Source organism: Paraprevotella xylaniphila YIT 11841 (assembly GCF_900683745.1).
Classification (GTDB): domain Bacteria; phylum Bacteroidota; class Bacteroidia; order Bacteroidales; family Bacteroidaceae; genus Paraprevotella; species Paraprevotella xylaniphila.
This window is the reverse complement of the sequence record NZ_LR215980.1, coordinates 481967-507527: the sequence shown is the minus strand read 5'-3', so window position 1 is coordinate 507527 and position 25561 is coordinate 481967. Positions and strand designations below refer to the sequence as shown.

Genomic DNA, 25561 nt, shown 5'->3' with positions numbered 1-25561 from the left:
CATGCTCTAATATTGTTCTACAATCAATTTTCATCGCTTCCGGAACCGGATGTAGGACGTGGCTCGAAAATCACACAGTCTATCGCCAAATCCTTACTGTAACCGTCCGGTACCGTACGTCCCTTGATAGATTGTATGGTCAGCAACACTCTGGAGTCTTCCTCTCCGTAGTTACAAACCGGAGATACGAAGCCTTCCTTCACCGTTATGGTGTCCATCCTTGTGGCATCGACATCTACGTCCGTGCACAAAGTCACCGCATTGCTTCCTTCAATCATATCGCCGGTCCTCGACGAATAATATCTGATTTTCGCAGTAAACTGACGCTTCAACTGCGCATCCTCCTTGGCCAAAGAGTCTCCGGCCAAAGGAGAGGCAAACACGACCTTGATGTCATACGGGCAGTTGGAAAGCGTGCTAGGAATCTTAAAGGTAATTTCCGGTTGGTTGGTACGCCCCGAACGGGCATCCTTTACCACTAAGTAACCACCCGCTGACACCTTGAAATTCTCATTGGTTGCCTCTACTGCATTTACCTGGATTGAAGTCGAGTCGCCCGAAAGCGTCACTGTCGAATAATTATTAGCATATTCCGCTTCAACCTGAACTGGAGTCATGTAAATCAATTTGGTAGGAGGAATACGCCAATCCGTAGCCTTATACAACCGACCGTTGCTACAGTCCTGAGGAGTCAGGCCATGCAGCAAACCACCTGCCCGCATCGGCCATTCAAACTTGGAGCAATCCGGATAAAAAGAAGTATAAGTCGTGGCAACGATGGAATCCGGATTCGCTTCGTTGAAAGGCAATTCTTGCGACCTTACATTGAAGAACGAACTGTATAGGAACATAAATTTGGAATAGAGGTTCTGTAAAGAGTCGCCGTCTTCTCCCAAACTCTTATGGTACTCGAAATAAGAACGGTACAAGTCTATGTTTTCCTTCCAAATCTTATTGGTAGGAGCTACGAACCAATACAAACTGTCTTCAGAATCAATCCGGCCCAACTGATTGAAAATAGGATTGTAATTGTACATCACGGAATCCAAATAAACAGTTTCGCCATCCACAATACCACCCGGCACACTGGCCTCTTCGTCAAGCTCTATACGATTCCATGAAAGGAAGAAGTTAGCCACGCTGTCCAGACCGTTGTCTCCTTCCAAATCCATACGGACACGTTCCCAAATATTAGGAAAGAAAGTAGCGGGTCCGTCCACTTTATAAAGCATGCCATTGGAAGACGGGACACCGTTACCCACCATATTCACTTCCCCATTGAGCATGGAGCCGGTCAAGCTCAAACGTTTGCCGTTCATCATCTTGACAGTCTCGTCCTTTGTCAACGACGAAACTTGCTGATTGTACATGGCGATATGATTCTTGATAAACTGGTTCAAGGTAGAATTATCGTCATCAATGATCCCCTGGCTTTTCTCTCTCTTATAGGTGTCAATCCACTCCTGGGCTTCTTCCTCCGTAATTTCCGGAGCCCAAACGGTAAACACCTGATTGGCATTCAAAATGTCTTTGTAGCCACAAGAATCAAGAACCTTCACGAAAGGACGTATGCTCTCGTCGAGTTGCATATTTTCCCACAGCGTAGCACCGGGCACCGAGCCATTCACACTGTAATGGTCGTCCCATGTATCCGTACAGGACACACCGGTGGTTGCGGCGATTAACGCCACAACTCCTGTCTGCATATAATATTTCAATTTCATTTTTTCTTTAGTGTTTTAATGTGAATATTAGTAAAGATCTTCACCGATACCTCCGGCACCGCAAATGCTTACGGGTACCAATTCCATATAATCGAGCACAAAACACCCTTTGTTTCCTTGGGTGAATACGGAACGGATACGAATTTCGTGAGCCGTATGGGGTTTCACCTCTACATTGCAAATCTTACGACGGAAAGTATAGGCATTATTGTACATCATAGTACAACTATTCGGACTGTATCTCGGAGCATCCGTTCCGTCATTCCCCGTAAAGCAACTCTTCGGCCCACTATAATAACCGTTGTTCTTCATCGTCCGGGCATTCTCTTCCAACTGTTCAGTGGTGTAAATACCGGAAGTACTTTCTTCCGAATTCCGGAAACCGGTAGTCCCATTATATAACCCACCGACTCGTGCATCGTCAGCACGATAACGCATGTCAATAGGAATCCCCTGCGGTATACCGTCCACATAAATCTGGGCAATACCGCGATCCAACATACCCGGATATCCCAAACGAAGTTCATACATGCCGGGAGGGACATTAGGCAACGGGAAAGTCACGTCGTAACTCGTTCCCAAAATGTTAATCTCATCCCCGCCCCAATTCCACCAAGGCACTTTAGGACGTTGCACGAAGAAAATGGTATTCTCGCTGAATGTACAATTCTTCATATACCCTACCGGAATATAGTAATTGAATCCACCATTTTCGCCCCCATTCTCATCATTGTCATGAGAACCATAAGCCTGCGTCGGATTTCCACACAAACGAATGTCGTTATTGGTCAACTCCGGCCACAAAGTGGAAAAATCCATTCTGATTCTCGTATTCATTACGTTGTTCCGCATCGTCTGGTCGTAAGCTACCACGTCATCGAGATAGAAATAGGAGACATTCAATGAGAAGTTTTCCGCATTGGGCCGAGTCAAATAGGCACCCCGGATCCTGTCATAAGAATTGTACTCCGTAGCCGTACTATGGTTGACATAATAACCGGCCGGATGTTCTACCTGCTTGTCCACAGTGGCATACACTCTCTCCAACTTTATCGTGGAATAATCCAACAAGGTGGAAATCCACTCCGTAGGGTTGGCGTATGCCGTATTGGTGCCCCAACAGTTTATCAACTTGGCCGTACTGGCAAACAAACGGTCCAGAATGTGATACGACAAGAACATGTTCAACGGATTGTAACGACTGGTCAAGGACTCCCTGTTCCAATACCGTTCCTTATACGTACGCCCTTCCGAATCGTCAGGATCCACATCATTCAAACCGAATATGTTGGCAGCTGCATTATCTTTATATTTTTCCACAGCCAAATCGTACAACGCATCAACCTTCTGGTCCAAAGTCATATTGGCGTTGAAGCGATTGCTGTATTTTTCATACAACACCTCATCGGGAACGATAAGCAACGTAAAACCTTGGTAACGGTGGTCCGGACGCTTGGCATGGTAGGCATAACCTTGATCATTTTCATTGAAAATACCTCCGGAATGAATATCTTTCTTGAATTCAGGGTAATTCTCTTTCCAGATTTCATAACTGTCATCACGATAATGAATCAACGAATCCAATAACCCCGTACGTTTGAGCGCTTCATAATAAATCGTGAATTCGTCATGCTTTTCATCCAACAGACTGGAACCCAAACTGGTATTCGGAATCAATACGCGATCCACCGGATGAACAACTCCGTTGTCTACAGAGTCATTCTTCAACTCATTGATAATGGCGGAACGACGGTTGATGACACTTAACGTCATCCCATTCGCGTCCACCGTATCTCCGTCCGTCACGATAATCAAAGGCAAGTCGAGCTCATTATTGATTTGCTCCGTTTCGGCAAAGTTATAAGTGTACTTGATGCTATTATCCACCAAACAAGCTTTCACTAACGTATCGCACAATTCCACAGGCATGTCCTCGACAGAAGCGTAGCCACGTTCCTTCAAAAAGGCTTCCACTCCGGAATTGATAGCCGGATAAAACGTTCGGGAACCACGGCTCGACAGGAAATCCATCTCGCCGGCACGCTCGACAATGCGCTTGAACAGGCTGAAATCTTCGCGATTCTTCAAAAAATCACTCATCATCTCCCCCGTAAAAGTGTAGTAGCTGTCGGACGCCAAGTCGTCATTGCAACTGGTGAACAGATTCATCTGCACCGTCAAGAATAAAACGGTGCAAATGGATATTAATATTTTAAACAAGCCCTTCATATTTTATTTATTTGTAGATTCGTATGAATCACCGGCCTCCGGATAAGCAGGATTCTGCTTCAAGTTGGAGTTAACCTGCAATTCGTCGTAATTATAAGGCCAATACATAGCCATTATATTCTTCAGCTTACCGGTGGCAGTCGCCGCATTCTCCGTAAACTTGTTTTGCACGGCTTCCACCAAATATTCCGTATTACCGTCACGACGACTGTGGCGTACCAAATCAAACCAACGTTTGCCCTCGAACAAGAACTCACGTCTACGTTCGTCGAACACCAAATCCATCAATTGTGATTTCGTAGAATAATTGCTATAAACCAAAGAGGAAGAAGTATTCGGTGCCGAACGGTCGGCAATCGCCTTGATCAAATCGAAAGCAGCCTGTCCTAAGCTGTCATTTCGCTCCGATTCTTCTTCTCCCATCATGCAAATCAAAGCTTCTGCCTTAATCAGCATCATGTCACTCACCCGGTAGAACACCCAGTTGGCATCGTTTTTCGTCATACGTTCAACATAAGCCAAAGAACTACCGGAAGAAAGGCCCGGATTAATGCTCGTATAAGCATATTTGGCAATGGTCACGATTTCCGGATTCGACTCGTTGTCCACATGGATGGACTCCTTGATACGCGTGTCTTTGTTCGACAAGAATATCTGCGGAGAAGATAACTCTTTCCAAAGATCTTCTGCCGGTGCGAACTGTCCATAATTCGGGTCTTTATCATTAGATTTGAAAAAACGGTTGAAAAACTCGGCCGGTACATCGTTCGACTTTGAACCATCCGTCGTACTTTCAGAAAAATCCAACTCAAAAATACTCTCTGGGCCACCACCTTCGCCGAAGTTATATTCATAAGCCAAACCTGCCGACAAGATGGTATTGTCATTATCCGGAATCAAAGGATAATCATCCACCATGTAATAGGAAGAATAATTACTCTTGAAATATTCCGTCTTGGAATCGATAACCATTTGGGCATACTTCTCTGCATTAGAGTAATCCCCTATCCACAGGTACATATCAGCCAACATGGCAAAGATAGCATTCTGTGTGATACGTCCGTAACTGATATCCTTACCGGACTGTTTCGGCCATGCCTTCAACGCATCCGGCCACACAGCCACCAAATCATTAATCAGGTTCCGGACGATGACATCCCCATCCGTAGCCGGTAAGTTCAGCTCTTGTTCGTCATTGGTAATGGCCTCCGTATAATACGGCACATCCTTAAACGTACGTACCAAATAGAAATAACAAAGCGCACGCAAAGCTGTTACCTCGGCAATCGTTGCCTGAACGTCGCTCGGCAAATAATTCGGATCTTTTTCTGCCACCTCCGGTGCTTTTTGGATAACCAGATTACAGCGGTCTATGACAGAATAGAAACTCGACCAATCGGTATAGGCATTATTCGACAGGATATTTTCCGACAAAATATACCCTTCCGCCGAGGTTGCGCTGAATTTAGGATGAAACCCTTTGCGCGTATTGTCCGAACGGCTCTCGCCCCAAATGAACAGGCGGCGGACAAAATCATCATCCTGCATACGGGTGTAGCAACCTGTCACAATCTGGTCCACGTCGTTCTTTTCATTCCAGTAATTATCTTCATACACCATGGTCAACGGATAAATATCCAGAAAGTCTCCACAAGATGTCATAGACATTCCGACCATGGCCAGAAAAGCTGATTTAAACCATATTTTCTTCATCTTATTCATAGCATTATCAATTAGAAATCTACTGTGACACCAAAAGTATATGACTTGGCACGCGGAGTCTGCGCGTTGTCTTGCGTCACGCTATATCCTCCGTAACCCAACTCCGGATCTACGCCGGAATACTTCGTCAAGCAGAAAAGGTTATTACCACTCAAATAGAAACGCAAACCGCTCAAACCGATTTTCTTTACCATCTTCTGCGGCATATTATAAGAAATCTGCAAATAGTTCAGACGCAGGAACGTTCCGTCTTCCACAAAGCGGTCGCTGATCATTGTATTATAGTTCGCGAAGTTGCCGCTTGCGCTCAAAGCACGCGGGATAGAAGTGATGTCCCCTTCTTTACGCCAACGGTAGTTCACAGCCTGGCTCTGGTTGTTGTTGGAACTCATACTCTCCATGTTCAAACGGGCAAGGTTCACAATGTCGTAGTCCACACGGTAGTTGAACTGTGCATTCAAAGCCCAGTCGCCATAATTGAACTTGAGTCCGAAACCGCCGGTCAACTTCGGCAATGAGTTACCCAAGTAAACCACGTCGAGTTGGTTGATGTTACCGTCATGGTTCACATCTTCATAGATGGCATCTCCACCCTTAAATTCATATCCGGTCCCGCCTGAAACATAATTGAACATCATCTGCAACGGATCACCCTTCATGTCACGTACGATTTCTCCGTTCGCATTGTACACCAAAGGTGCCGTCCATCCCCCATTGTTATTGAAGTTGGCGATGAAAGCCTTAGCCTCCGCATCACCGTCGGCCGCCAAGCGTTCCTTCTGCAAATATGTATCATAATTATACATATAGACACCTTTGCAACGGTAACCGTAAATGGCACCGAAAGGATTGTCCACCTGCACACGTTGCAGGAGCTTTGCGTTTTCTGCCACCCAGTCATTGTTCAAAGTTTCCAATACACGGGGATCCATGCGGGTTATCTCATTCTTGTTGTTGGCAAACGTGAAATTCAAGTCCATCCAGAACTTACCCTTCTGAATCAGTTTGTTGGTGTTCAAGTTGATTTCCCAACCTTTATTGTTCATGTCACCTACGTTCTGGTAAGGATAATTCGTGAAACCAGAGATACTGGATATCCTCACGTTCTCCATCAACATGTCCTTGGTGGTCTGAGTATACAGGTTAATGTCAGCCTTGATACGGTCATCCCAAAAACCCAAGTCGAAACCTACGTTCCACGTGTACTTCATCTCCCACTGCAAGGTATTCAACTTCAAGTTATTCGGAGCCATACCGGTAGCACCGAAATAGTTACTGGCGGCACTATATTGGTTGACATACAGATAGTCTTTATTTGGTTGATTACCAGTCATACCCCATCCCGGACGGATAGAAAGCATAGACAACCACTTGCGCGTACCCTCCATCCAAGGCTCATCTATTATGTTCCAACGGCCTGAGAATGCAGGAAAAACACCCCAACGCTTACCCGGACCGAACTTGGTTGTACCGTCTACGCGGGCAGATACGTCAAAAATGTATCTTTCTTTATAAGCATAGTGGGCAGAGAACGTATAATAAAGACTTCTCCAACGGTTAAAATTACTAGACATCCCCGGGGTAATACCACCGGCACTCGGAGCCTCTATCCCGTTTGGCAAACCGGCCACCTCCGTCTTTTGGTCACTCGACGTACCTGAAACTAATTGGAAACGTCCCATCGTCATAAATGAATGGTCTTCATTCAGGAAATGAGGCACGAAAGTCAACGTATGCGTAGTGGTAAAGGCCAGACTCTTGGAGCTATAGCTTGTAGCCTTGCTCACTCCGTCGGCATTCCAGTTGTCCGTAGACAATTCACGCGGATAATAGGTGTCTTCGTATGCATTGAACACATTCATGATTACCTTTCCGTTATAAGTCAAACGGTGCTTGGTTTCATCTATACCCAAGAAGTCATATTGCAACTCCAATTTCGGGTCGATGGCGTATGTCGTATAAGAATTCTTGGCATACTTGGCACTCGCAATCGGGTTCACCAACCCACGTTGGTCTTCCAATGCGTCTTTGGCCTTCAACATCTCGTAATAACGCCCCAAAGAATTACCTTGCTCATCTTCTTCAAATATGGCCAAGTTAGGCATTTTCTTATAAGCAATGTTCAACAAGTCATCAGAGTTTCTCTGGTTGTCCGTATAAGTCAAAGCAAAGTCACTGATAATCTTGATACGGTCACTCACGTAATAATCTAACATCATACGGGTCGTAAAACGATCCAACTTCTGCTCGATGATAGAACCCGTTTCATGGTCGTAACCACCGGATATACGGAAAGTCGCCTTCTCACCACCACCGGTTATGGAAACGAAATGATTCTGACGCAAACCGACTTGCTTCACTTCTTTCACCCAATCCGTGTTGTTGTTGAACATCTGCCATTCAGAGAACACACGCTTATCCGTGATATAATTAAGCTCAGGGATATTAGCGGCCTCATCGCTCAAACGAGGATTGAAATATGCTTCTTTCAATAACATGGTATACTGGTCACCCGTCAACAAATCCACCCCATCCGGCTGGTATGTACCCGTCAAACGAAGAGAATAAGTCAATCTCGGTTTTCCACGTTTACCACGTTTCGTCTTAATTTCAATCACACCGTTTGCACCTTGAGAGCCCCAGATAGCCGTAGCAGCAGCATCCTTCAAGACGCTGATACTCTCGATGTCTTCAGGATTGATGTTCAATAATTGCGCGAACTGCTCATCATTTGCATTTTGTACATCAAAATTACTCTGATCCACGTTCCAAACATCACCGTTCACCACAATCAAAGGTTCGGAACTTGTCAACGTACTGATGGTGGACGCACCACGCAAACGCATCGTCGTACCGGCACCCAAGTTACCAGAATTCATCACGATATCCAAACCTGCGATACGCCCTTGCAAAGCTTCATCTACGGAAGTCAAACCCAAACCTTCAAATTCCTTGGCATTGATAGTCTGTGAAGCGAAAGAAACTTCACGCTCGGGAATAGCCAGACCGGAAGACTCCACACGTTTCTTAGCTTTTACTTCCACCTGTTTCAATACCATAGCATCTTCCAACGTCACATGGTACACCTTTTTATTGATAGGAAGAATCTGGGTCTTCATACCCACATAGCTAATCTTCAAACGGTTTTTAGGATTCTTGATTTTCAGGGTAAAGTTACCGTTAAAGTCTGTCACGGTGGCAGATATGTTACGGTTAGAAGCGTCCATTTCCACAATAGCAGCCCCTACGACAGGCCCGAAGGAGTCGGAAATCGTTCCACTCACACTCGTTATTCCCTGAGCATTCACTACCGAGGCAATAGCCAGGCAGCAAATTAAGAAATAATATTTTAATTGTTTCATTGTCTTTATCATTAAGGTTAATTACCTGAAATCTTATTGTAAGCATTAGACAATTCTTCTGTATAAAGCAACGGTTTGTCTATCAAATGTACAACAGCCGTAGAAGAGTTGAAAATACGGGTTGCCGATTCAATATCCGTACATGCAATAGGACCACTCGAAGAACCGTCACTTGAACTTACACCGGAACGGAAGCGATATTCACGTGCAAAGTAATTGCCTTCCAAAACCTTCCGGGGAGCTTCCCCTTCAATTTCCATTTTATTGGCATCATTGCAAGTGATGACTATACTTCCCGAACCGGCCTGGCCGCTGTTCGACACGGTAAGCGTGGCAAAACGGCTTCCTCCCATATAAGAAGTCTCGTAAGTACCCGATGAGGCTGGAGCTGTAAGATAAATCGAACTATTCTGAATGTGATAACGTATAAAATTGTTAATCAATGTATTCATGCTATCAATCTGGACCTCCAATCGCTCAGCCTCCTGCGGATTACTGTTCTCGATTTCATCCAACTTGTCTTCCAACTCAATCACGTCTCTCCAATCCGGAAGCAATTTATGCTCATACATTTTCTCAATCTCGGCTGTAGGCGGAGCATACACTGTATAATTATAATTCTCCATGACCGAGAGGGTCAAACCATTGGAAATGGTCTTGGCTACACCTGTAGAAGAAGACCCGCTTGTAGTAATGTTATAGAACTGAGATACTAACGTACTATTTTCCACCATTTTAGAGAACTCGCTATAACGGTTATCCTTTGTAGCCAACTCCTTTAATAAAACAGGAACAGATTTTGAAGCAGACATCACCGGCTCCATGTCTACAATAAAAGTTTCACCATTGCCGTCTGGATTTGATCCCATATTATAATAACCTTCCACCTCACGGACTTTCAGTTCAAAGGGGCTATTGCTACTATTCTGGTCGGCAAGCTCTTTACGATAAGGAGTGGTAATACGGATGTTTGCGCCCGTACCTTCAAGTATGACCGGACAACCGCCCTTTGTAACCCATACACTCTTACCCGTTGAAGTAGTGGCAGACTTATCCTGTACGATGATGGAATTCTCCAGAATATCTTTCAGACGATTCGTTACGTAATCAGATTCCGTACTACCGTTTTTCCAAGGGTTAGTGATTTCTGCACCGCGTGTCAACGTACCGTCAGCATTCTTCGTTGCATTGTAACGTTTACATTTGATGCGGCTACCGGTCAGCGAAGGACTGTAATCATAATAAAACTCCGTAATGGTAGGTTGGTTCTTGTGATAATCCACCGGGTCTACATAGTTTTTCAACGCTTCATCGGTAGGAAGAATGAACAAGAACATACTTTCCATGGAATTCAGGTAAGCCTGATAGTCCAATTCATTGATGATAAAACGCATGATATCAGTCTTGGTATTACGGTCGTTGTCGTTCAAAGACGCAGGGAAAGCCACAGACTGGTATTCCGGAATATTATAAACTTCGTTAGACTTGTATACCACACCATTGTTGGCCATAAGACAAGAACCGATACCCGTCTGTCCACCCGGTTCGCCCACAGAAAGTCCCATTTCCAGTTGGGCCGTATTCATCACCGAACTGAACTTGCTAGGCACTGTAGCCACCAGAGAATACTTCATGAAGTTATCCAACATATTCACGATGATGTGGTTCGGGATGCTGTCTACATATTTATAACGGTCAATCAAAGCAGCACCACCACCCGATTTGAAGTAACGCTCGAAAGCGGCATCCGTAGGAGCGACAATGACTGCCATGTCTTCGCTCATGGGGGTATTGGAAGAACCGTTCTCATACTGGTTCCACCCTGGATCGTAGGACAAGACATCCGCTGGATCGTAATCCACATTCTTATAGGTCAACAATGCATTTTTGCCTCCCTCGGTTCCCAAATCGAAACCGTTATTCAGATAACGCCATACGAACGCAGAGTCCACACCGACCGTATTCGACAATCCTTCATTATATACCGGTACGGCAAAACGATCCAACATCTTACTGAATGTCGAAAGTTCTCCGTCGTTATGAATAGCTTCGGCCATATTGGTCAAAGGATTCATTACGTTTTCCAAAACCTGAATGTAACCGTTCTGGCACGTGATATCTCTTTCCACCAAACGCTGCCCGTTGATATACGACTCTGAAGTGTTGTCGCAAGCCCCATTGGTCAAGAACTTCAAGTCATCGTTCGTAATCGACTTATTCGACATATAAGCGGAAAGGAAATGCACCATCGGGGATGTCGTATTGTCCCGAAACACCGTCATTCCTCCCATCGCCGCATCCGAATATTTAGTACGGTAATACTGCCAATATTCGTTGTCCGGCATGTCCGAAACGCGCAACTGCGGAATCGTATCATACAGGTTCAACGAAGAAGAACGGCGTATCACAGTGCCGGGTGCCGGATTATCGCCAGGCGTACTTGACATCAACTCTATCAGATAAGCACTGTTTATCATCGAAGAATTAAACAATAACTTTTTCTGTGAAGGTGTCAAATCACTATAAGACTTGGCCCCCCACACATTGTTCTGAAAGAATCGGGTAAAAGCATCGTCATTTGCAACGAACAACGTCTTACTACCGGTCAAACGTAAAGTTCTGGCATACTCTGTCTCGCCGTTTGCATCCACGGTCGAAACATCCTTGTCATTGATAAGTTCCAACATCGTTTTATAATTCCCACGCTTCTCCAACTCTTCGTAGATGCTGCTACCCAACCACGAAGGCATTCCGGTCAAAAGCTCGTCCTCACAAGAGACTAACAAACCACCGGCGAAGAACAGCGCACATGCAGAATAGGTAAAACGACCCATTTTACTTTTAATGTTACTGCCTTTCATATTTCCATTAGGTTAATATTTTAATAGATTATTATTCACTCAATATATAAACATCGTTATGACGCCATACACCGAACCTGTCACCGGCTCTTGGCCGGGAATTGACAAGCAGTGTGCCCACACAACATTTTTGGCACTTTTTCACTGGGAGCCCTAACTCCTCTAAAGTGCTGAATCCGTGTCCTCTAATATAGCCTACTTTACATTCCATTAGGTTAATTATTCAATATTTTTTTAATCAGGTGTACAAAACGCCCTCATTTGGGTATCAAAGATATGACATTTCTGTAAAAACACATAATAAAATCTAAACAAATATCGAAAACATGTTTAAAAACATATTATTTCCGTTTATTTCTCATATACCACAGCCTGGTCCAAAACAAATGAAACATTCCCATTCCCACGAATATAGCCCCCATTATATAAGTATATATCGTTTCCCCAACTTCCGTTCTCAACCCGAAAGAAACAGAATACCCGGCCCAAAGTCCGGCATCCCATCCCAAAAGGTAAGAAGTCTGTGCCGTTCCTCTCTCGCAATGCTCGCAAATACGAATATAAGAAAGCAAGTACCGGCTGGTCACAAAACCGAGGCCACTTCCCAAGCATAAAGCAATGCTCCATTCCATTCCTTCCATATCGCCACCCAATCCCCATAACAACGCACTTGCCGAGAGAACAACGAATCCTACTGCCAATTCCGTTTGCAACTTTCCCCTAAAAAAGAAGTGATGCCCCCATAAAGCCAACCAAAAACCGACAGCCAAAAACAAGTAGAATTCGACATTCCGGTATTGCCCCAACATCAGCCCGGCAGAAAAAGCAACTCCCATCAAAGGAACAAAAAGCCGAAATCCCCGAGGCAACCAAAAACGGTCGAATGTACACCATGACGGCTCCAAAGGAGCCCGGAAAGGAACGCGCATCGTCACAATCAACACCCCGGCACAAAGCAGTAAAGCCACGGATACTCCGGCAAAAAGACGTACACCGTAATGCACCGGCAAGACTATACCCGACAAGGGACCGAAGACCAAAGCTAAACGGGTGAACCAATAGTAAACATGTGCGGCTTCCGTCCGCTTTTTCGTATCGGACAAATCCAACAACAAAGTACTCCCCAATGCTATTTGGAACACACAATACGAAGCTCCCTGCATCATCCTCGCCACCCCTCTCACCCACTGCGGACCATCGAAAAGAAACGCCATCGTAGCGCATACAATGCCGGCTAACGCCCACAAGGCCACATTTTTCCGCCGATAAGCATCCAACCAGTAATTACAGAAAGGTGCAGGTAAACATATGCCCACCCAAAAGAGCAACACGGAAGCACATATACCTCCCATTTCTCCCCCCAATATCCGTCCCATACACACGGGAACGACAGGCAAAAACATATATAAAGAGGTACATACACAAAAGTTGGCTAAGATGATTTTCAGGAAATCAGCATGCCATAAAGCCTTATGCCCGACAGAGATTTGTGCCACGCCTTAATACTGCTCGTTTTCATCCGGAAACGTCCGGGCTTTTACGTCGCTCACATATTGCCCGATGGCATCCGTCATTACCGTATGCAAATCGGCATAACGTCGGAGGAATTTCGGAGAAAAACCCTTATTCATACCCAACATGTCGTTGACCACCAATACCTGCCCGTCTACTTGCGGTCCCGCCCCGATACCGATGATGGGGATATGTAATTCAGAGGCCACACGACTAGCCAACGATGCCGGTATCTTTTCCAATACGATGGCAAAACAGCCGGCTTCTTCCAGTAAATGCGCATCGGCCACCAGTTTCTCCGCCTCGGCCTCATCTTTAGCACGCACGGCGTATGTGCCGAACTTATTGATACTCTGCGGTGTCAGCCCTAAATGTCCCATAACGGGAATACCGGCTGCCAATATAGCCTTCACCGTATCGATAATATCCGCCCCGCCTTCCAGTTTCAGAGCGTCGCAACCACTTTCCTTCATGATACGGATGGCATTGGTCACTCCTTCTGTGGGATTAACCTGATAAGAACCAAAAGGCATGTCGCAAACGACCAAGGCTCGTTCCACACCGTGCATCACCGAAGTCGCATGGTATATCATTTGATTCAACGTAATCGGAAGCGTGGTCGTATTGCCCGCCATCACGTTCGACGCGGAATCGCCAACCAAAATCACATCCACTCCGGCACCGTCTACGATACGGGCCATCGTATAGTCGTATGAAGTCAGCATGGCTATTTTCTTTCCCTGCTGTTTCATTTCAATCAGACGATGCGTCGTCACTTTGCGCGTATCCTCCACTAAATATCCTGCCATAATCCTGTTTTTTTTAATAAAATCGGCCGCAAAATTAATCATTATTATCCGTCCAGGCGAGCATTTCAAACAATTTTTCCACATAGAAATCCCGGAAATCCGGAATCACACTGTCGCACAAAGCCTGAATCTGGTCCGGTGCATTCGTCGTGGAAAGCCCAACCACCTTCATTCCTGCAGCCCGTCCGGCCTTCAGTCCGTTGAAAGAATCTTCAAACACGATGCAGCGCGTCACCGGAAGACCGAACACTTCGGCTCCCAACAGATAACAGTCCGGTTCCGGTTTGGAACGGGAGAAAAATTCTGCCGTCAGGATACGGTCGAAATATGACTTGAATTCCGGATGTGCCTGGTACACGTTCTGCATCTTATCGTCGTTCGAACTGGTTACGACAGCCGTACGGATACCGGCCCGCCGCAGGTCGCGAAGGAAATCTTCCACTCCGGGCACGTAGTCGTAGGCCATGTTCCGTTCAAAGTCCTCCAACTCATCGGCTATCTTGCGCTGCACGTCACCGCACCCGGCAAACCACCGGTCGAAAATCTGCACAAGCGTCTGTCCCTTTATCACGTTCTCAAAATGCTCCACTTCGGGATGGTACATCTTTCCTTTCATGCCCCAAAAGATTGAATACTGAGACTCGGTATCGAAGACCACTCCGTCCAAATCAAACAAAGCCGCCACCTCTTGGCCTTTACTTAATTCCATCATTTTCTTTCGCCGTCTTTATCATTCAGGAAGCAAAATTACGGATTTTAGTTGGAATATGCCTTGTTTTTTGTACTTTTGTCTTCAATACCAAGATATATGTCCAAGCGATATGGAAGACAAATTGATAGAACTTATCGAAAACAGCATAAAAAAGAATTGGGACCGGAAAGCGTTCACGGATTTCAATGGAGAGAGCTTGCAATACAAGGACGTGGCTCGTAAAATAGCCAAGATGCACCTGCTCTTCGAAGCGGCCGATATCCGTCCTGGCGACAAAATCGCTTTGTGTGGACGTAACAGCGGAAACTGGTGCGTGGCGTTCCTGGCCACCATTACCTACGGTGCCGTCATCGTGCCCATCCTGCACGAGTTCAAACCAGATAATGTACACCACATCGTCAACCACAGCGAAGCACGTTTGTTGTTCGTGGGCGATCAGGTGTGGGAGAACTTGAACGAAAACCGCATGCTAGCCTTGCAAGGCATCATTTGTGTGAAGGACTTCACACTCGTGAACAGCCGCTCTGAAAAACTTTCTTTCGCCCGCAAACATCTCAACGCCCTATTCGGACAGCGTTTTCCCATGATGTTCCTTCGCGAACACGTACATTTCGTGCCCGAAAGCTCACCCGAACAGCTCGCCGTCATCAATTATACTTCGGGCACCACAGGATTCTCCAAAGGAGTCATGCTTCCCTACCGTAGTTTAATGTCCAACGTGTTGTTCTGCAACCGTACCATCGGCATCGCACCGGGAGACAATATCGTATCCATGCTTCCCATGGGACATGTGTTCGGTTTGGTCTACGACTTCCTCTATGGCGTATGTTTCGGTGCCCACCTGTATTTCCTCACACGCATGCCGTCGCCCAAGGTCATCATGACCACCGTAGCGGCCATCCATCCCCGTATCCTTTCTTGCGTGCCATTAGTTATCGAAAAGATTTTCAAAAAGGAGGTCCTCCCGAAAATCGACAGCAAATTGGGCAAACTGCTCCTGCACATCCCCATCATCAACGAGAAAATCAAGGAAAGGGCACGCACGGAAAGCCTGCGCCTTTTCGGGGGGAACATCAAGGAAGTCATCATCGGCGGCGCACCGTTCAACGCCGAGGTGGAGGCGTTCGTACGCTCTATCAATTTCCCCTATTCCATCGCCTACGGCATGACGGAATGCGGCCCCATCATCTGCCACAGCCCGTGGTACGAAACAGCTTATATGTCGTGCGGAAGGGCGGCCGACGGTATGGAACTGAAAGTGCTGAGTTCCGACCCCGAACGGATTCCTGGTGAATTGGTATGCCGAGGACGCAACACCATGTTAGGTTACTATAAAAACCAAGAAGCCACGGAACAAATATTCGATGCCGACGGTTGGCTGCACACGGGCGACATGGCCGTCATCAACCCGGAAGGCGATGTGTACATCAAAGGACGCTGCAAGAACATGCTGCTCAGCGCAAGCGGACAAAACATTTATCCGGAAGAAATAGAATCGCGGTTGAACAATCTTCCTTACGTCAACGAATCATTGGTTATCATGTGCAATGAAAAATTAGTGGCTCTCGTTTACCCCGATTTGGGCGAAAGCTTGAAAGACGGGTTGGACGACCATGCCTTGTGGCGGCAAATTGACATCTCACGACAGGAACTGAACAAGGAGCTGCCTCCCTATTCGCAAATCACCAAAGTGGTGTTACAAAACGAAGAATTTGAAAAGACCGCCAAAAAGAGCATCAAACGTTATCTTTACCAAAACATGAATCCCTGAACGACATGAAATCTAGCCTGACTGTTTACAAGGCATCGGCAGGCTCGGGCAAGACGTTCACCTTGGCCATACAGTACATCAAGACGCTGATCGAACAGGAAAGCCGCCATGCCTATAGCCACATCTTAGCCGTCACTTTCACCAATAAGGCTACGGCCGAAATGAAAGACCGTATCCTCCAACAACTTTATGGCATTTGGAAAGGACTTCCATCCTCCGCCAATTATCTGGAATCTCTCCAAAAAGAACTCCGGGCGGACAGTATCGAGTTGCCTGAGGAAGAAATCCGCAGCCGTGCCGGCGCGGCCCTCTGCCATATCCTGCACGACTATAACCGTTTCCGTGTGGAAACCATCGACTCTTTCTTCCAGTCGGTCCTGAAAAACTTAGCACACGAACTAAGCCTCACAGCCAACCTCAAAATAGACCTAAACGACAAGGAAGTACTCCATGCGGCTGTAGACCGTATCATGGAACGCCTTCACCTTACCCCCACCGTCCTGAACTGGATTTTGGAATATGTGAACGACCGTATCTCGAACAACGAGCGGTGGGACATCGCCCGCGAGGTGAAAAGCTTCGCCGCATGGATTTTCAAAGAAGCTTATTTGGCCCGGGAACACGAAATGCACGAAGTGCTGCGCGAGAACAAACGCATCGGCGAACTCCGCACCGCGCTCAACTACGAGCTGCACGCCTCTTTGGACATCGTGCAGAGCGCGGCGGCCAACTTCCGCGCCGAAATGGAAGCATGGGGACTCGGCTTCGACCAATTCAGCCGGGGCAGCACGATAGACACCTATCTCCGGCGCATCGAAGACGGCAACATGAAGGCCGAGTTCGGCAGCACGCTCCAAGGCTACACTGAGGATGCGGAAAAAATGCTTCGCAAGGCCGACCGCTCCGTGGCGGACTTGGTTGAAGCCGCCGCCCACTTCAGCAAACTGTTGGCAGAACTGCGCGGCTTCCAAACCGAACAACTCGTACGCCACACCAGTGCGTCGTTGGCACTGAAACACCTCAACCCTTTGCGGCTGTTGGGCGTCATCGACGAGGAGGTCACGGCCTTAAACCACGAGAACAACCGTTTTCTGTTGGCCAAGACCCCTATCCTGCTCCACGAACTGATAGAAGAAAACGATGCCCCGTTCATTTTCGAAAAAATGGGCGCGTTTTTCCATCATGTGATGATAGACGAGTTCCAGGACACTTCCACCATGCAGTGGAAGAACTTTAAAATCCTGCTGTTGGAGAGCATGTCCTCCGGCTTCGGCAACCTGATTGTGGGCGACGTGAAACAAAGTATCTACCGTTGGCGGAACGGAGACTGGACCATCCTGAAAAACATAGAGAAAGAAATGGCCGTGCACCGCCCCGACATAAGGAACCTTGCCATCAACTACCGGAGCGAACGCCGCATCATCGCGTTCAACAACGCCTTGTTCACGGCTGCCGCCGAAGAACTGGACCGGCTCACGCCGGACGCTCCCATCCGAATGGCGGAGGCCTACGGAGACGTGGCCCAACAATGCCGTCCGGACAAAGGAAACGACGGATACGTGCAAATCCGCTTCTTTGATGAAAAAGACAAAGAAGACGACTGGGAAACCCTGATGTTGGATGAACTTTGCGAACAGGTCCGTACCCTGCACGAAGCCGGACTGCCTTACGGGGAGATGGCCATCCTGCTGCGTTACCGTCGGCATGCCGACCCCATCATCCGTCATTTTGCCGAACGCTTCGGCGACCGGGTCAAACTGGTATCGGACGAGGCATTCCTCTTGTCCAGTTCATTGGGCGTGAACCTGCTCATCGCCGCCATGCGTTACATGGTGGACACGGAAGACCGCGTGTCATTGGCCTTTTTGGCCCTGCACAGCGGGAAACAGACAGAAGCCGATACCAACCTGTTGGCTTCCCGTTCCCTCGAAACGTTCCTGCCCGAAACGTATTTGAGCCGCATGGAGGAACTGAAAACCCTGCCGCTCTATGAGCTTCAGGAAGAGCTTTACAAAATATTCAGCTTGGGACGTATTCCTGATGAAGACGCCTATCTGTTCGCTTATTTCGACCAGGTGACCGCCTACCTGCAAGACAACCCTTCTGACCTCCGTTCGTTCCTGACCTATTGGGACGAGACGCTCTCCGGTGCTTCCATTCCGTCCGGTGAAGTGGACGGAATCCGGATTTTCACCGTACACCAGTCCAAGGGATTGCAGTTCCACACGGTATTCGTCCCTTATTGCGACTGGAACATCGAACAAGACATGCGGGGATTCAACCGCCGCAACGACCTGCTGTGGTGCGAAACGCACAAACCGCCTTACGACAGCCTGCCGGTCATCCCCATCACCATCGAAGCCGCCATGCGCGACTCCGTTTTCAGCAAAGAATATGAAGAGGAGCACCTACAACGCCGGGTAGACGCGCTTAACACGCTCTACGTGACTTTCACCCGTGCCGAAAAGAACCTGTTTGCCTGGTGCCGCACGCGCTACGCCATGGATGAACGCAGCACGACGGGTGACCTGATTTACCGCGCCTTGCCGCGCACGTTGGACGGCACAGAAGAAACGGACGGGGAAAACGGGGAGACCTCGCTCTTCACTTACGGCGAACCGTCCACGTCCTGCCTTTCCGGCCGCAAAACCTCCGACAACCGCATGGAAACCGATTACCGTCCGGTACCGGTCGTCATGCATTCTTATGAGGCCCGTATCGACTTCTGCCAGTCTAACCGCGCAGAAGAATTCTTAGACGCTTTTTCGGATACGGACAAGTCCCGGCATTCCCGCAACGACAAAAGGCGCATGGGTATCCTCATGCACAAAATATTCTCTACAATCTATACCCGTGATGACGTGGAAAAGGCACTCCGCACCTTGGAAACCGAAGGCCTGATCGGTACACAACTCGAAATGGAGTCACTCAAGCAGCAGGTGGAAAAAGCATTTGCCTTGCCCGAAGTGGCCCGTTGGTTCGACGGCACGATGCAGCTTTACAATGAGTGCCCTATCCTGACACAGGAATATTACGAAGATACAGGAAAATACGGCACTTACCGCCCCGACCGGGTCATGTTCGGCAAAGATGAAATTACTGTGGTAGACTTCAAATTCGGCCGTCCACACGACGAATACCGCGATCAGGTGGGAGGCTATATGAAGCAGATCCGCCTGATGGAACCGGACCGCCGCGTGAAAGGTTACCTGTGGTACATTCTTAACAACCGGCTTGAAGAAGTTCAAGCCTAATCCGTCTGTTTTTATGGAAACATTCATCCGACTTATCGCCCAAGACCTCATACACCGTTTCGGCACCAACCTGCGCAACGTTACGGTGGTATTCCCCAACAAACGCGCCGGACTTTTCATGAACCAACAACTGGCCGCCGTATCCGGACGGCCGGTGTGGGCACCGCGTTACCGTACCATCAGCGAACTGTTCGATACTTTGTCGGACTTCACCCGTTGTGACGACATTCTCTCGGTGTGCGAGCTCCACCGTGTCTATGCCGCGCTCGTACCCAACCCGGAATCGCTCGACCGTTTTTACGGTTGGGGCGAAATCATGTTGTCCGACTTCGACGACATCGACAAGCATCTGGCCGACCCTCATAAACTGTTCAGCAACATACAATCCATCAAGGAACTGGACCACAGCGACTTCCTGACACCCCGCCAAGAAGAGGCCCTGAAACATTTTTTCGAGGACTTTTCCATTGAAGGCAACAGCCGGTTGAAAGAGAAGTTCCTTGCCCTGTGGAACCGGATGGATGACATATATGCCACGTTCAACGCAGGGCTGAAAGAAAAAGGGATGCTGTACGAAGGCGCGTTGTATAAAGACGTGGCGGAGCATCTTTCCGAACGCGCCGACCGCATCCCTGCGGACATGACGTATGTCTTTGTGGGCTTCAACGTACTCAATGATGTGGAAAAACGGCTGTTCAGTTACTTACAGGAACGCGGACAAGCCCTTTTTTACTGGGACTATGACGTGATGTACGTTGGCGAGAAAAGCCGTTTCGAGGCCGGAACCTTCATCCGTCAGAACCTGAAAGAGTTTCCCAACGCACTGGAAGAATGGTGTTTCGACAACTTCGGAAACCCGCCCCACATCGAGTTCATCGCCACGACTTCGGAGAATGCGCAGGCACGCTATATCCCCCAATGGTTGGACTCTGCCCTCACGGAACCGGAGCAGGACACGGCCATCGTACTTTGTAACGAATCCTTGCTCCAACCGGTGCTCCATTCGTTGCCCGATGCCACATCGCCGCATCCTGTGAAACGCACCAACATCACCATGGGATTCCCCATGACCGACACACCGGTGTACAGTTTCATCAACGCTTTGCTCTCCTTGCAGACCAACGGTTACGACCGCGACCGCCGCTGCTTCCGGTCGGAAGAGGAAAAAATCGTGCGCAGCCATCCCTACGCCGCCTTGCTGGAAGAACAGGAAATCTTCCGTCCGCATGCGGACAACCATGCCTTGCTGGCCTATGTCCGTTCCTTGCTCGAGGGGTTGGCCGCAGCGTTCGGACAACAAGAAGGCCGGAAAGACGACGTGTACAACCAGTTGTACCACGAAGCGCTCTATCGCGCCCATCAGGTCGTCAGCCGCTTCATCCGTCTGACGGAAGACCGTACGCTCGACGTACAGCCCTCCACTCTGCGCCGCTTGCTGCGCACCGTGCTGGGCACGACCACCATTCCCTTCCACGGCGAACCGGCCGTAGGTTTGCAAGTCATGGGCGTGTTGGAGACGCGCAACCTGAATTTCAGGCATATCCTGATGCTCTCCGTCAACGAAGGGATGTTGCCCAAAGCCGTGAACGACACTTCGTTCATCCCCTATCACCTGCGGGAGGTGTTCGGACTGACCACCATACAACATAAAATAGCCGTGTACGCGTTCTATTTTTACCGTCTTGTGCAGCGTACGGAACGTATCACATTCATGTACAACATCGCTACCGACGGACTGAACAAAAACGAAATGTCGCGCTTCTTGCGCCAACTGTTGGCCGAAACGGATTTTCCCGTAGAGCTGAAGATCTTGCAATCCGGCCAGGCCGTACCGGCCGACAACGGCATGGAAGCAGCCAAGACACCGGAAGTCATGGACATCCTGCGCCGCAACTATGGTAGCGGACAACCCGGTTCGCGCCCCCTATCCCCTTCGGCACTCAACGCTTACATCGACTGTCCGCTCAAATTTTATTACCAACAGGTGGCACGCATAAGAACACCCAAAGACCCGCAAAACGGTTTGGACAACGCGCTGTTCGGCACCATCTTCCACGAAGCGGCGGAACTCGTCTACCAGAAACTGGCCGAACGCAACCCCGTCATTCGTCGCCAGGACATCGAGCGACTGTTGGAGGGTGGGGAAACAGCCTTACTTCCTTATATAGAGGCTTCGTTCCTGAAAAACTTCTTTGAAGGACGTGAAGACACGGTGTTCTACAACGGGCAACTGCTCGTAGCACGCAAGGTCATGGCCAGTTACCTGCGCCAACTGCTCGCCCACGACAGCCGCATGGAACAATTCGTATTGGAGGAAATGGAACAGGAACACCACCGAAGCGTGGACATCATATCGGACGGACACCCTCTGTCCATCGACATCGGAGGAAAAATAGACCGCATGGACACGGTCAGGATGCCGGACGAAACCACGGGCCAGAAAGTGGAAACCCTACGTATCGTGGACTATAAAACGGGCGGCACACCGGAAAAAGCCATTTCGATGGAACAACTGATACAGCCCGCCGAGCACCGTCCCTCATACATCTTCCAGATATTCCTGTATGCCTGGGTCATGACAGGCGAACAAAAGCGTCCCGTATCCCCGGCCCTGTTCTTCGTACACAAATCCAATGCTGAAGATTATGATCCTACCATCGTGTTCAACCGCGAACGGGTGACGGATTTCAGCCGCTTCAAAGAGGAGTTCCAAAAGATGTTACAAGGCGTGTTGGAGGAACTGTTCAATCCGGAAATTCCCTTTCGGCAGACTTCCGTACCTAAAATTTGTGCCTACTGCGACTATAAGCTGCTTTGCGGACGATAGAAAAGTTAAAAAAATCACGCATCCGGCTTGCAGAAATGAAAATAAACCTCTATCTTTGCACCCGATTTAAGGTCGGTTCCGTAGCTCAGTTGGATTAGAGCAACGCCCTTCTAAGGCGTGGGTCTTGGGTTCGAGTCCCAACGGAATCACAGGAAAATGCAATCATCTACCGGATGGTTGCATTTTTATTTTAATCTTCTCCAAAAAACATTCTTTTTACCTGTCACAAAACGCCTTTCCCCACGTATTATATATAGAAAGTCACAAAGGATGAATATAGATACATACAAACAGGAGGCCGCACGGCTACGTCCCCGGCTCCTCCTCATCGCTCGCAGGTATACCGGAAGCGATGAGGAGGGAGAGGACATTGTACAAGACTGCCTTTTGAAAATTTGGATGATGAGGGAAGATTTATCGATTCCGCTTGATGCTCTGGCTGTGACCATCACCCGGAATCTCTGTATCGACCATTTACGCCAACAGCACCTGACATCCTTGCCCGAGAATCAGATAACAGGCATCTCGGACATAAAAGACTGTGACGAAGAGCGTATTGAAAGAATGATGAATATCGTCCATACGTTACCCGACATGCAGCAAACCGTACTCCGGCTTCGCCATATAGAGGGGAGGGAAATGGCTGAAATCGCCCAACTAACGGGAAGCACGGAAACGGCCGTACGGAAAGCCTTAAGCCGGGCACGATTGGCCGTAAAGAAACAATATTCAAGGAGGAAAAACGATGACTGAAAGCGAAAACAACAGAATCAAGGAACTTACCGACCGTTTCTTCGAAGGAGAGACCACCGTGGAAGAAGAGCGCGAACTCTATGTACTCTATCTCAAGGAGGACATTCCCGAAGAAATGGAAGAACATAGGGAGATGTTCCGGGACTTTTCGGCCATCATAATGACCGAAGAAGAGAAAAGCCTGTGTCCGTACACCGTCCATCCGGTACAAGTGACCTTGCAAACGAACACTCACCGCCCCACTACGGTAAAAGGAAAAACAAGGAATAGAGTTTTATGGCCATTCATTAGCGGAGCAGCAGCCGTCTTAATTGCCACCATCGGCATAAGCCTGAGTCTCAACAGACAAGAGGAAGTCCGGTTGGCAAAGTTATATGGCGGAAGCTACATGATTGTAAATGGAACAAAAATCAATAAATTGACGCGAATACATACAGACATCGAACAAGTCCTCTCGGAAGCTGACGAAATGAAAGATATGCTATCAACCAAAACCGTCATACAAAAGGCAGAACAGGACGTACTGGACGGCATAGACGATGAAGCGGAACGCGAACGCATCCGCAAATTAATGGAATAAAACAAATTGAAAGGAAAAGAGATGAAGAAACTATTGTTCACATTACTGTTCATGACAGGATTCAGCTTGGCAGGACAGTCCCAAAACAGTATCGACCGCCTGGTAGAGAAACATTCTACCACGGGGGAATCTGTCTTTACTTCGGCCATAGAACGGGAACCTGCATCTCAAAAGGTCATCAAAGTGGTGAAGATGTTGAAATCCAAACACATGAATGCCTCGCCATTCATAGCTGCCTTTGAAAATGAATCCCGACACGCAAACAGCAAACTGACCCATTCAAAGGATAAGACCACCCTTGTACTCACGACGGAAAGCAAGGACAACGTCAGGATTTATATGCTTAAATATGACCCAAAAAGCAAAATCGGCATAGAAGTAACCATTATCGTAAAACCTAACAAATAACATAAGACACATTAAAGATGAAAAAGTTAATGACTATTTTGCTCGTTATCGCCACAGTTCTCACCGCAAGCGCACGGAATCAAACGGTGAAAAAGACATTCCGGATAGAGGGCTTCAACGCCATCCGCTGTGAATTCGTTGCGGATATTTACTACACGCAAGGCAAACCCTACTCCGTAGAAGCCCAAGCTTCGGAAAAAATCATGAACATGGTAAGTATCAATAAAAGAGGCAATACCCTCGTCATTACCCAAAAGAAAGGTAACAAGGAAAAAATCAAAGGCAAAGAAAGACTGCAACTCTACGTCACAGCACCAGAAATCAATGATTTGCAAATACCCGGTGTGGCAGATTTCCATGCCAAAGAAATGGATGTGGAAGACTTTAGCCTGAACGTCAAGGGAGTATCACGTTTTGAATGCGAAAACCTGACTTGTAAATCTTTCGTTTCTTCCACCCCGGGAGTGAACAAAAGCCATGCCACGATCCATGCACAAACGGCACGCTTCGATTGCAGCGGAGTAGACAAATCCACACTCCGTATCTATGCGGACAACTTGCATCTGCAAAGCAGCGGCGTAAGCAATCAAACAGTGGATTTTAAAGGTAAAAAGGTTGATATTCAGAACTCCGGGGTAGGAACCATTCATATTACTATGGAATGTACTTCGTTGAAAGCCCGCAACAGCGGAGTGGGCAAACTTATCCTATCTGGAACAGCAGACCAAACAGAAATAAACTCGGACGGAGTAAACAAAATAGATGCCACTGAATTAAACAAATTCTGATCCTCGAAACCGGTTTTCTTCTATTTCAGCATCAAACCTGAAGATTTAGAAAATGACATTAGAAGTTAAAAGCATGTGATTTTAGTTTCAACAAGACTAATCCCCACATGCTTTTCTTTTATATTTGTCATACAGAATCAAGTTAATACTTTCATTGTGAAAAATCAAAACGCCACGAGAATCGTTCAAAAACATCCATTCGAGGGATTGCCCGCAAATATGAAAATCTCGCAGTATTTAGAAATACTC

The 25561-nt window shown here is 47.7% G+C and carries 15 protein-coding genes and 1 tRNA gene; 8 read left to right on the top strand and 8 right to left on the bottom strand.

Annotated elements, in window-relative coordinates; genetic code table 11:
- Positions 1-23: 23 nt before the first annotated feature.
- From E0E47_RS02035 to E0E47_RS01995, 8 genes are all read right to left on the bottom strand, one after another.
- Positions 24-1724 (bottom strand): fasciclin domain-containing protein, encoded by a 1701-nt coding sequence (locus E0E47_RS02035; RefSeq protein ID WP_130892734.1) that lies wholly within the window; start codon positions 1722-1724, stop codon positions 24-26.
- A gap of 27 nt (positions 1725-1751) precedes the next feature.
- Positions 1752-3953 carry a fasciclin gene (locus E0E47_RS02030; protein WP_130892733.1) on the bottom strand — a complete coding sequence of 734 codons (2202 nt, stop codon included), beginning with the start codon at positions 3951-3953 and terminating at the stop codon, positions 1752-1754.
- A 3-nt stretch (positions 3954-3956) separates the two neighbouring features.
- Positions 3957-5675 (bottom strand): RagB/SusD family nutrient uptake outer membrane protein, encoded by a 1719-nt coding sequence (locus E0E47_RS02025; RefSeq protein WP_130892732.1) that lies wholly within the window; start codon positions 5673-5675, stop codon positions 3957-3959.
- Positions 5676-5686: 11 nt separating this feature from the next.
- Positions 5687-9049, bottom strand: coding sequence for a SusC/RagA family TonB-linked outer membrane protein (locus E0E47_RS02020; RefSeq protein ID WP_130892731.1), 3363 nt, complete (start codon positions 9047-9049; stop codon positions 5687-5689).
- A gap of 5 nt (positions 9050-9054) precedes the next feature.
- Positions 9055-11871, bottom strand: a complete 2817-nt coding sequence (locus E0E47_RS02015) for a hypothetical protein (RefSeq protein WP_232038297.1) — start codon at positions 11869-11871, stop codon at positions 9055-9057.
- Positions 11872-12239: 368 nt separating this feature from the next.
- A complete protein-coding gene (locus E0E47_RS02005; protein WP_232038296.1) occupies positions 12240-13394 on the bottom strand; it encodes an MFS transporter in 1155 nt (384 codons plus the stop codon).
- A gap of 3 nt (positions 13395-13397) precedes the next feature.
- Positions 13398-14219 carry a 3-methyl-2-oxobutanoate hydroxymethyltransferase gene (panB, locus tag E0E47_RS02000; protein ID WP_130892729.1) on the bottom strand — a complete coding sequence of 274 codons (822 nt, stop codon included), beginning with the start codon at positions 14217-14219 and terminating at the stop codon, positions 13398-13400.
- Between the two features lie 34 nt (positions 14220-14253).
- Positions 14254-14931, bottom strand: a complete 678-nt coding sequence (locus E0E47_RS01995; protein ID WP_130892728.1) for an HAD family hydrolase — start codon at positions 14929-14931, stop codon at positions 14254-14256.
- A gap of 109 nt (positions 14932-15040) precedes the next feature.
- Between E0E47_RS01995 and E0E47_RS01990 the strand changes: the two genes are divergently transcribed.
- The 8 genes from E0E47_RS01990 (at position 15041) to E0E47_RS01955 (ending at position 25312) form a co-directional block, all read left to right on the top strand.
- Positions 15041-16702 (top strand): AMP-binding protein, encoded by a 1662-nt coding sequence (locus tag E0E47_RS01990; RefSeq protein WP_130892727.1) that lies wholly within the window; start codon positions 15041-15043, stop codon positions 16700-16702.
- A gap of 5 nt (positions 16703-16707) precedes the next feature.
- Positions 16708-19956: a UvrD-helicase domain-containing protein gene (locus E0E47_RS01985; RefSeq protein ID WP_130892726.1), complete on the top strand. Its 3249-nt coding sequence runs from the start codon at positions 16708-16710 to the stop codon at positions 19954-19956.
- A 13-nt stretch (positions 19957-19969) separates the two neighbouring features.
- Positions 19970-22783: a PD-(D/E)XK nuclease family protein gene (locus E0E47_RS01980; RefSeq protein ID WP_130892725.1), complete on the top strand. Its 2814-nt coding sequence runs from the start codon at positions 19970-19972 to the stop codon at positions 22781-22783.
- Between the two features lie 74 nt (positions 22784-22857).
- Positions 22858-22932, top strand: a tRNA-Arg gene (locus E0E47_RS01975).
- Between the two features lie 121 nt (positions 22933-23053).
- On the top strand, positions 23054-23536 hold the full coding sequence (locus E0E47_RS01970; RefSeq protein ID WP_008625127.1) for an RNA polymerase sigma factor: 483 nt from the start codon (positions 23054-23056) through the stop codon (positions 23534-23536).
- Positions 23529-24116: a hypothetical protein gene (locus tag E0E47_RS01965; RefSeq protein ID WP_008625129.1), complete on the top strand. Its 588-nt coding sequence runs from the start codon at positions 23529-23531 to the stop codon at positions 24114-24116. The genes E0E47_RS01970 and E0E47_RS01965 overlap by 8 nt, the downstream gene beginning before the upstream one ends.
- Positions 24117-24137: 21 nt before the next feature.
- A complete protein-coding gene (locus tag E0E47_RS01960) occupies positions 24138-24524 on the top strand; it encodes a DUF5024 domain-containing protein (protein ID WP_008625131.1) in 387 nt (128 codons plus the stop codon).
- A 17-nt stretch (positions 24525-24541) separates the two neighbouring features.
- Complete coding sequence (locus tag E0E47_RS01955; RefSeq protein ID WP_130892724.1) at positions 24542-25312, top strand: GIN domain-containing protein; 771 nt, start codon at positions 24542-24544, stop codon at positions 25310-25312.
- Positions 25313-25561 lie beyond the last annotated feature (249 nt).

Excerpts from the sequence above, each read along its gene's own strand:
- E0E47_RS02020 (WP_130892731.1), bottom strand. The coding sequence starts at position 9,049 with ATGATAAAGACAATGAAACAATTAAAATATTATTTCTTAATTTGCTGC.
- E0E47_RS01965 (WP_008625129.1), top strand. The coding sequence starts at position 23,529 with ATGACTGAAAGCGAAAACAACAGAATCAAGGAACTTACCGACCGTTTC.
- E0E47_RS02030 (WP_130892733.1), bottom strand. The coding sequence starts at position 3,953 with ATGAAGGGCTTGTTTAAAATATTAATATCCATTTGCACCGTTTTATTC.
- E0E47_RS01955 (WP_130892724.1), top strand. The coding sequence starts at position 24,542 with ATGAAAAAGTTAATGACTATTTTGCTCGTTATCGCCACAGTTCTCACC.
- E0E47_RS02025 (WP_130892732.1), bottom strand. The coding sequence starts at position 5,675 with ATGAATAAGATGAAGAAAATATGGTTTAAATCAGCTTTTCTGGCCATG.
- panB (WP_130892729.1), bottom strand. The coding sequence starts at position 14,219 with ATGGCAGGATATTTAGTGGAGGATACGCGCAAAGTGACGACGCATCGT.
- E0E47_RS01995 (WP_130892728.1), bottom strand. The coding sequence starts at position 14,931 with ATGATGGAATTAAGTAAAGGCCAAGAGGTGGCGGCTTTGTTTGATTTG.
- E0E47_RS01990 (WP_130892727.1), top strand. The coding sequence starts at position 15,041 with ATGGAAGACAAATTGATAGAACTTATCGAAAACAGCATAAAAAAGAAT.
- E0E47_RS02035 (WP_130892734.1), bottom strand. The coding sequence starts at position 1,724 with ATGAAATTGAAATATTATATGCAGACAGGAGTTGTGGCGTTAATCGCC.
- E0E47_RS01970 (WP_008625127.1), top strand. The coding sequence starts at position 23,054 with ATGAATATAGATACATACAAACAGGAGGCCGCACGGCTACGTCCCCGG.
- E0E47_RS01960 (WP_008625131.1), top strand. The coding sequence starts at position 24,138 with ATGAAGAAACTATTGTTCACATTACTGTTCATGACAGGATTCAGCTTG.
- E0E47_RS01980 (WP_130892725.1), top strand. The coding sequence starts at position 19,970 with ATGGAAACATTCATCCGACTTATCGCCCAAGACCTCATACACCGTTTC.
- E0E47_RS01985 (WP_130892726.1), top strand. The coding sequence starts at position 16,708 with ATGAAATCTAGCCTGACTGTTTACAAGGCATCGGCAGGCTCGGGCAAG.
- E0E47_RS02015 (WP_232038297.1), bottom strand. The coding sequence starts at position 11,871 with ATGGGTCGTTTTACCTATTCTGCATGTGCGCTGTTCTTCGCCGGTGGT.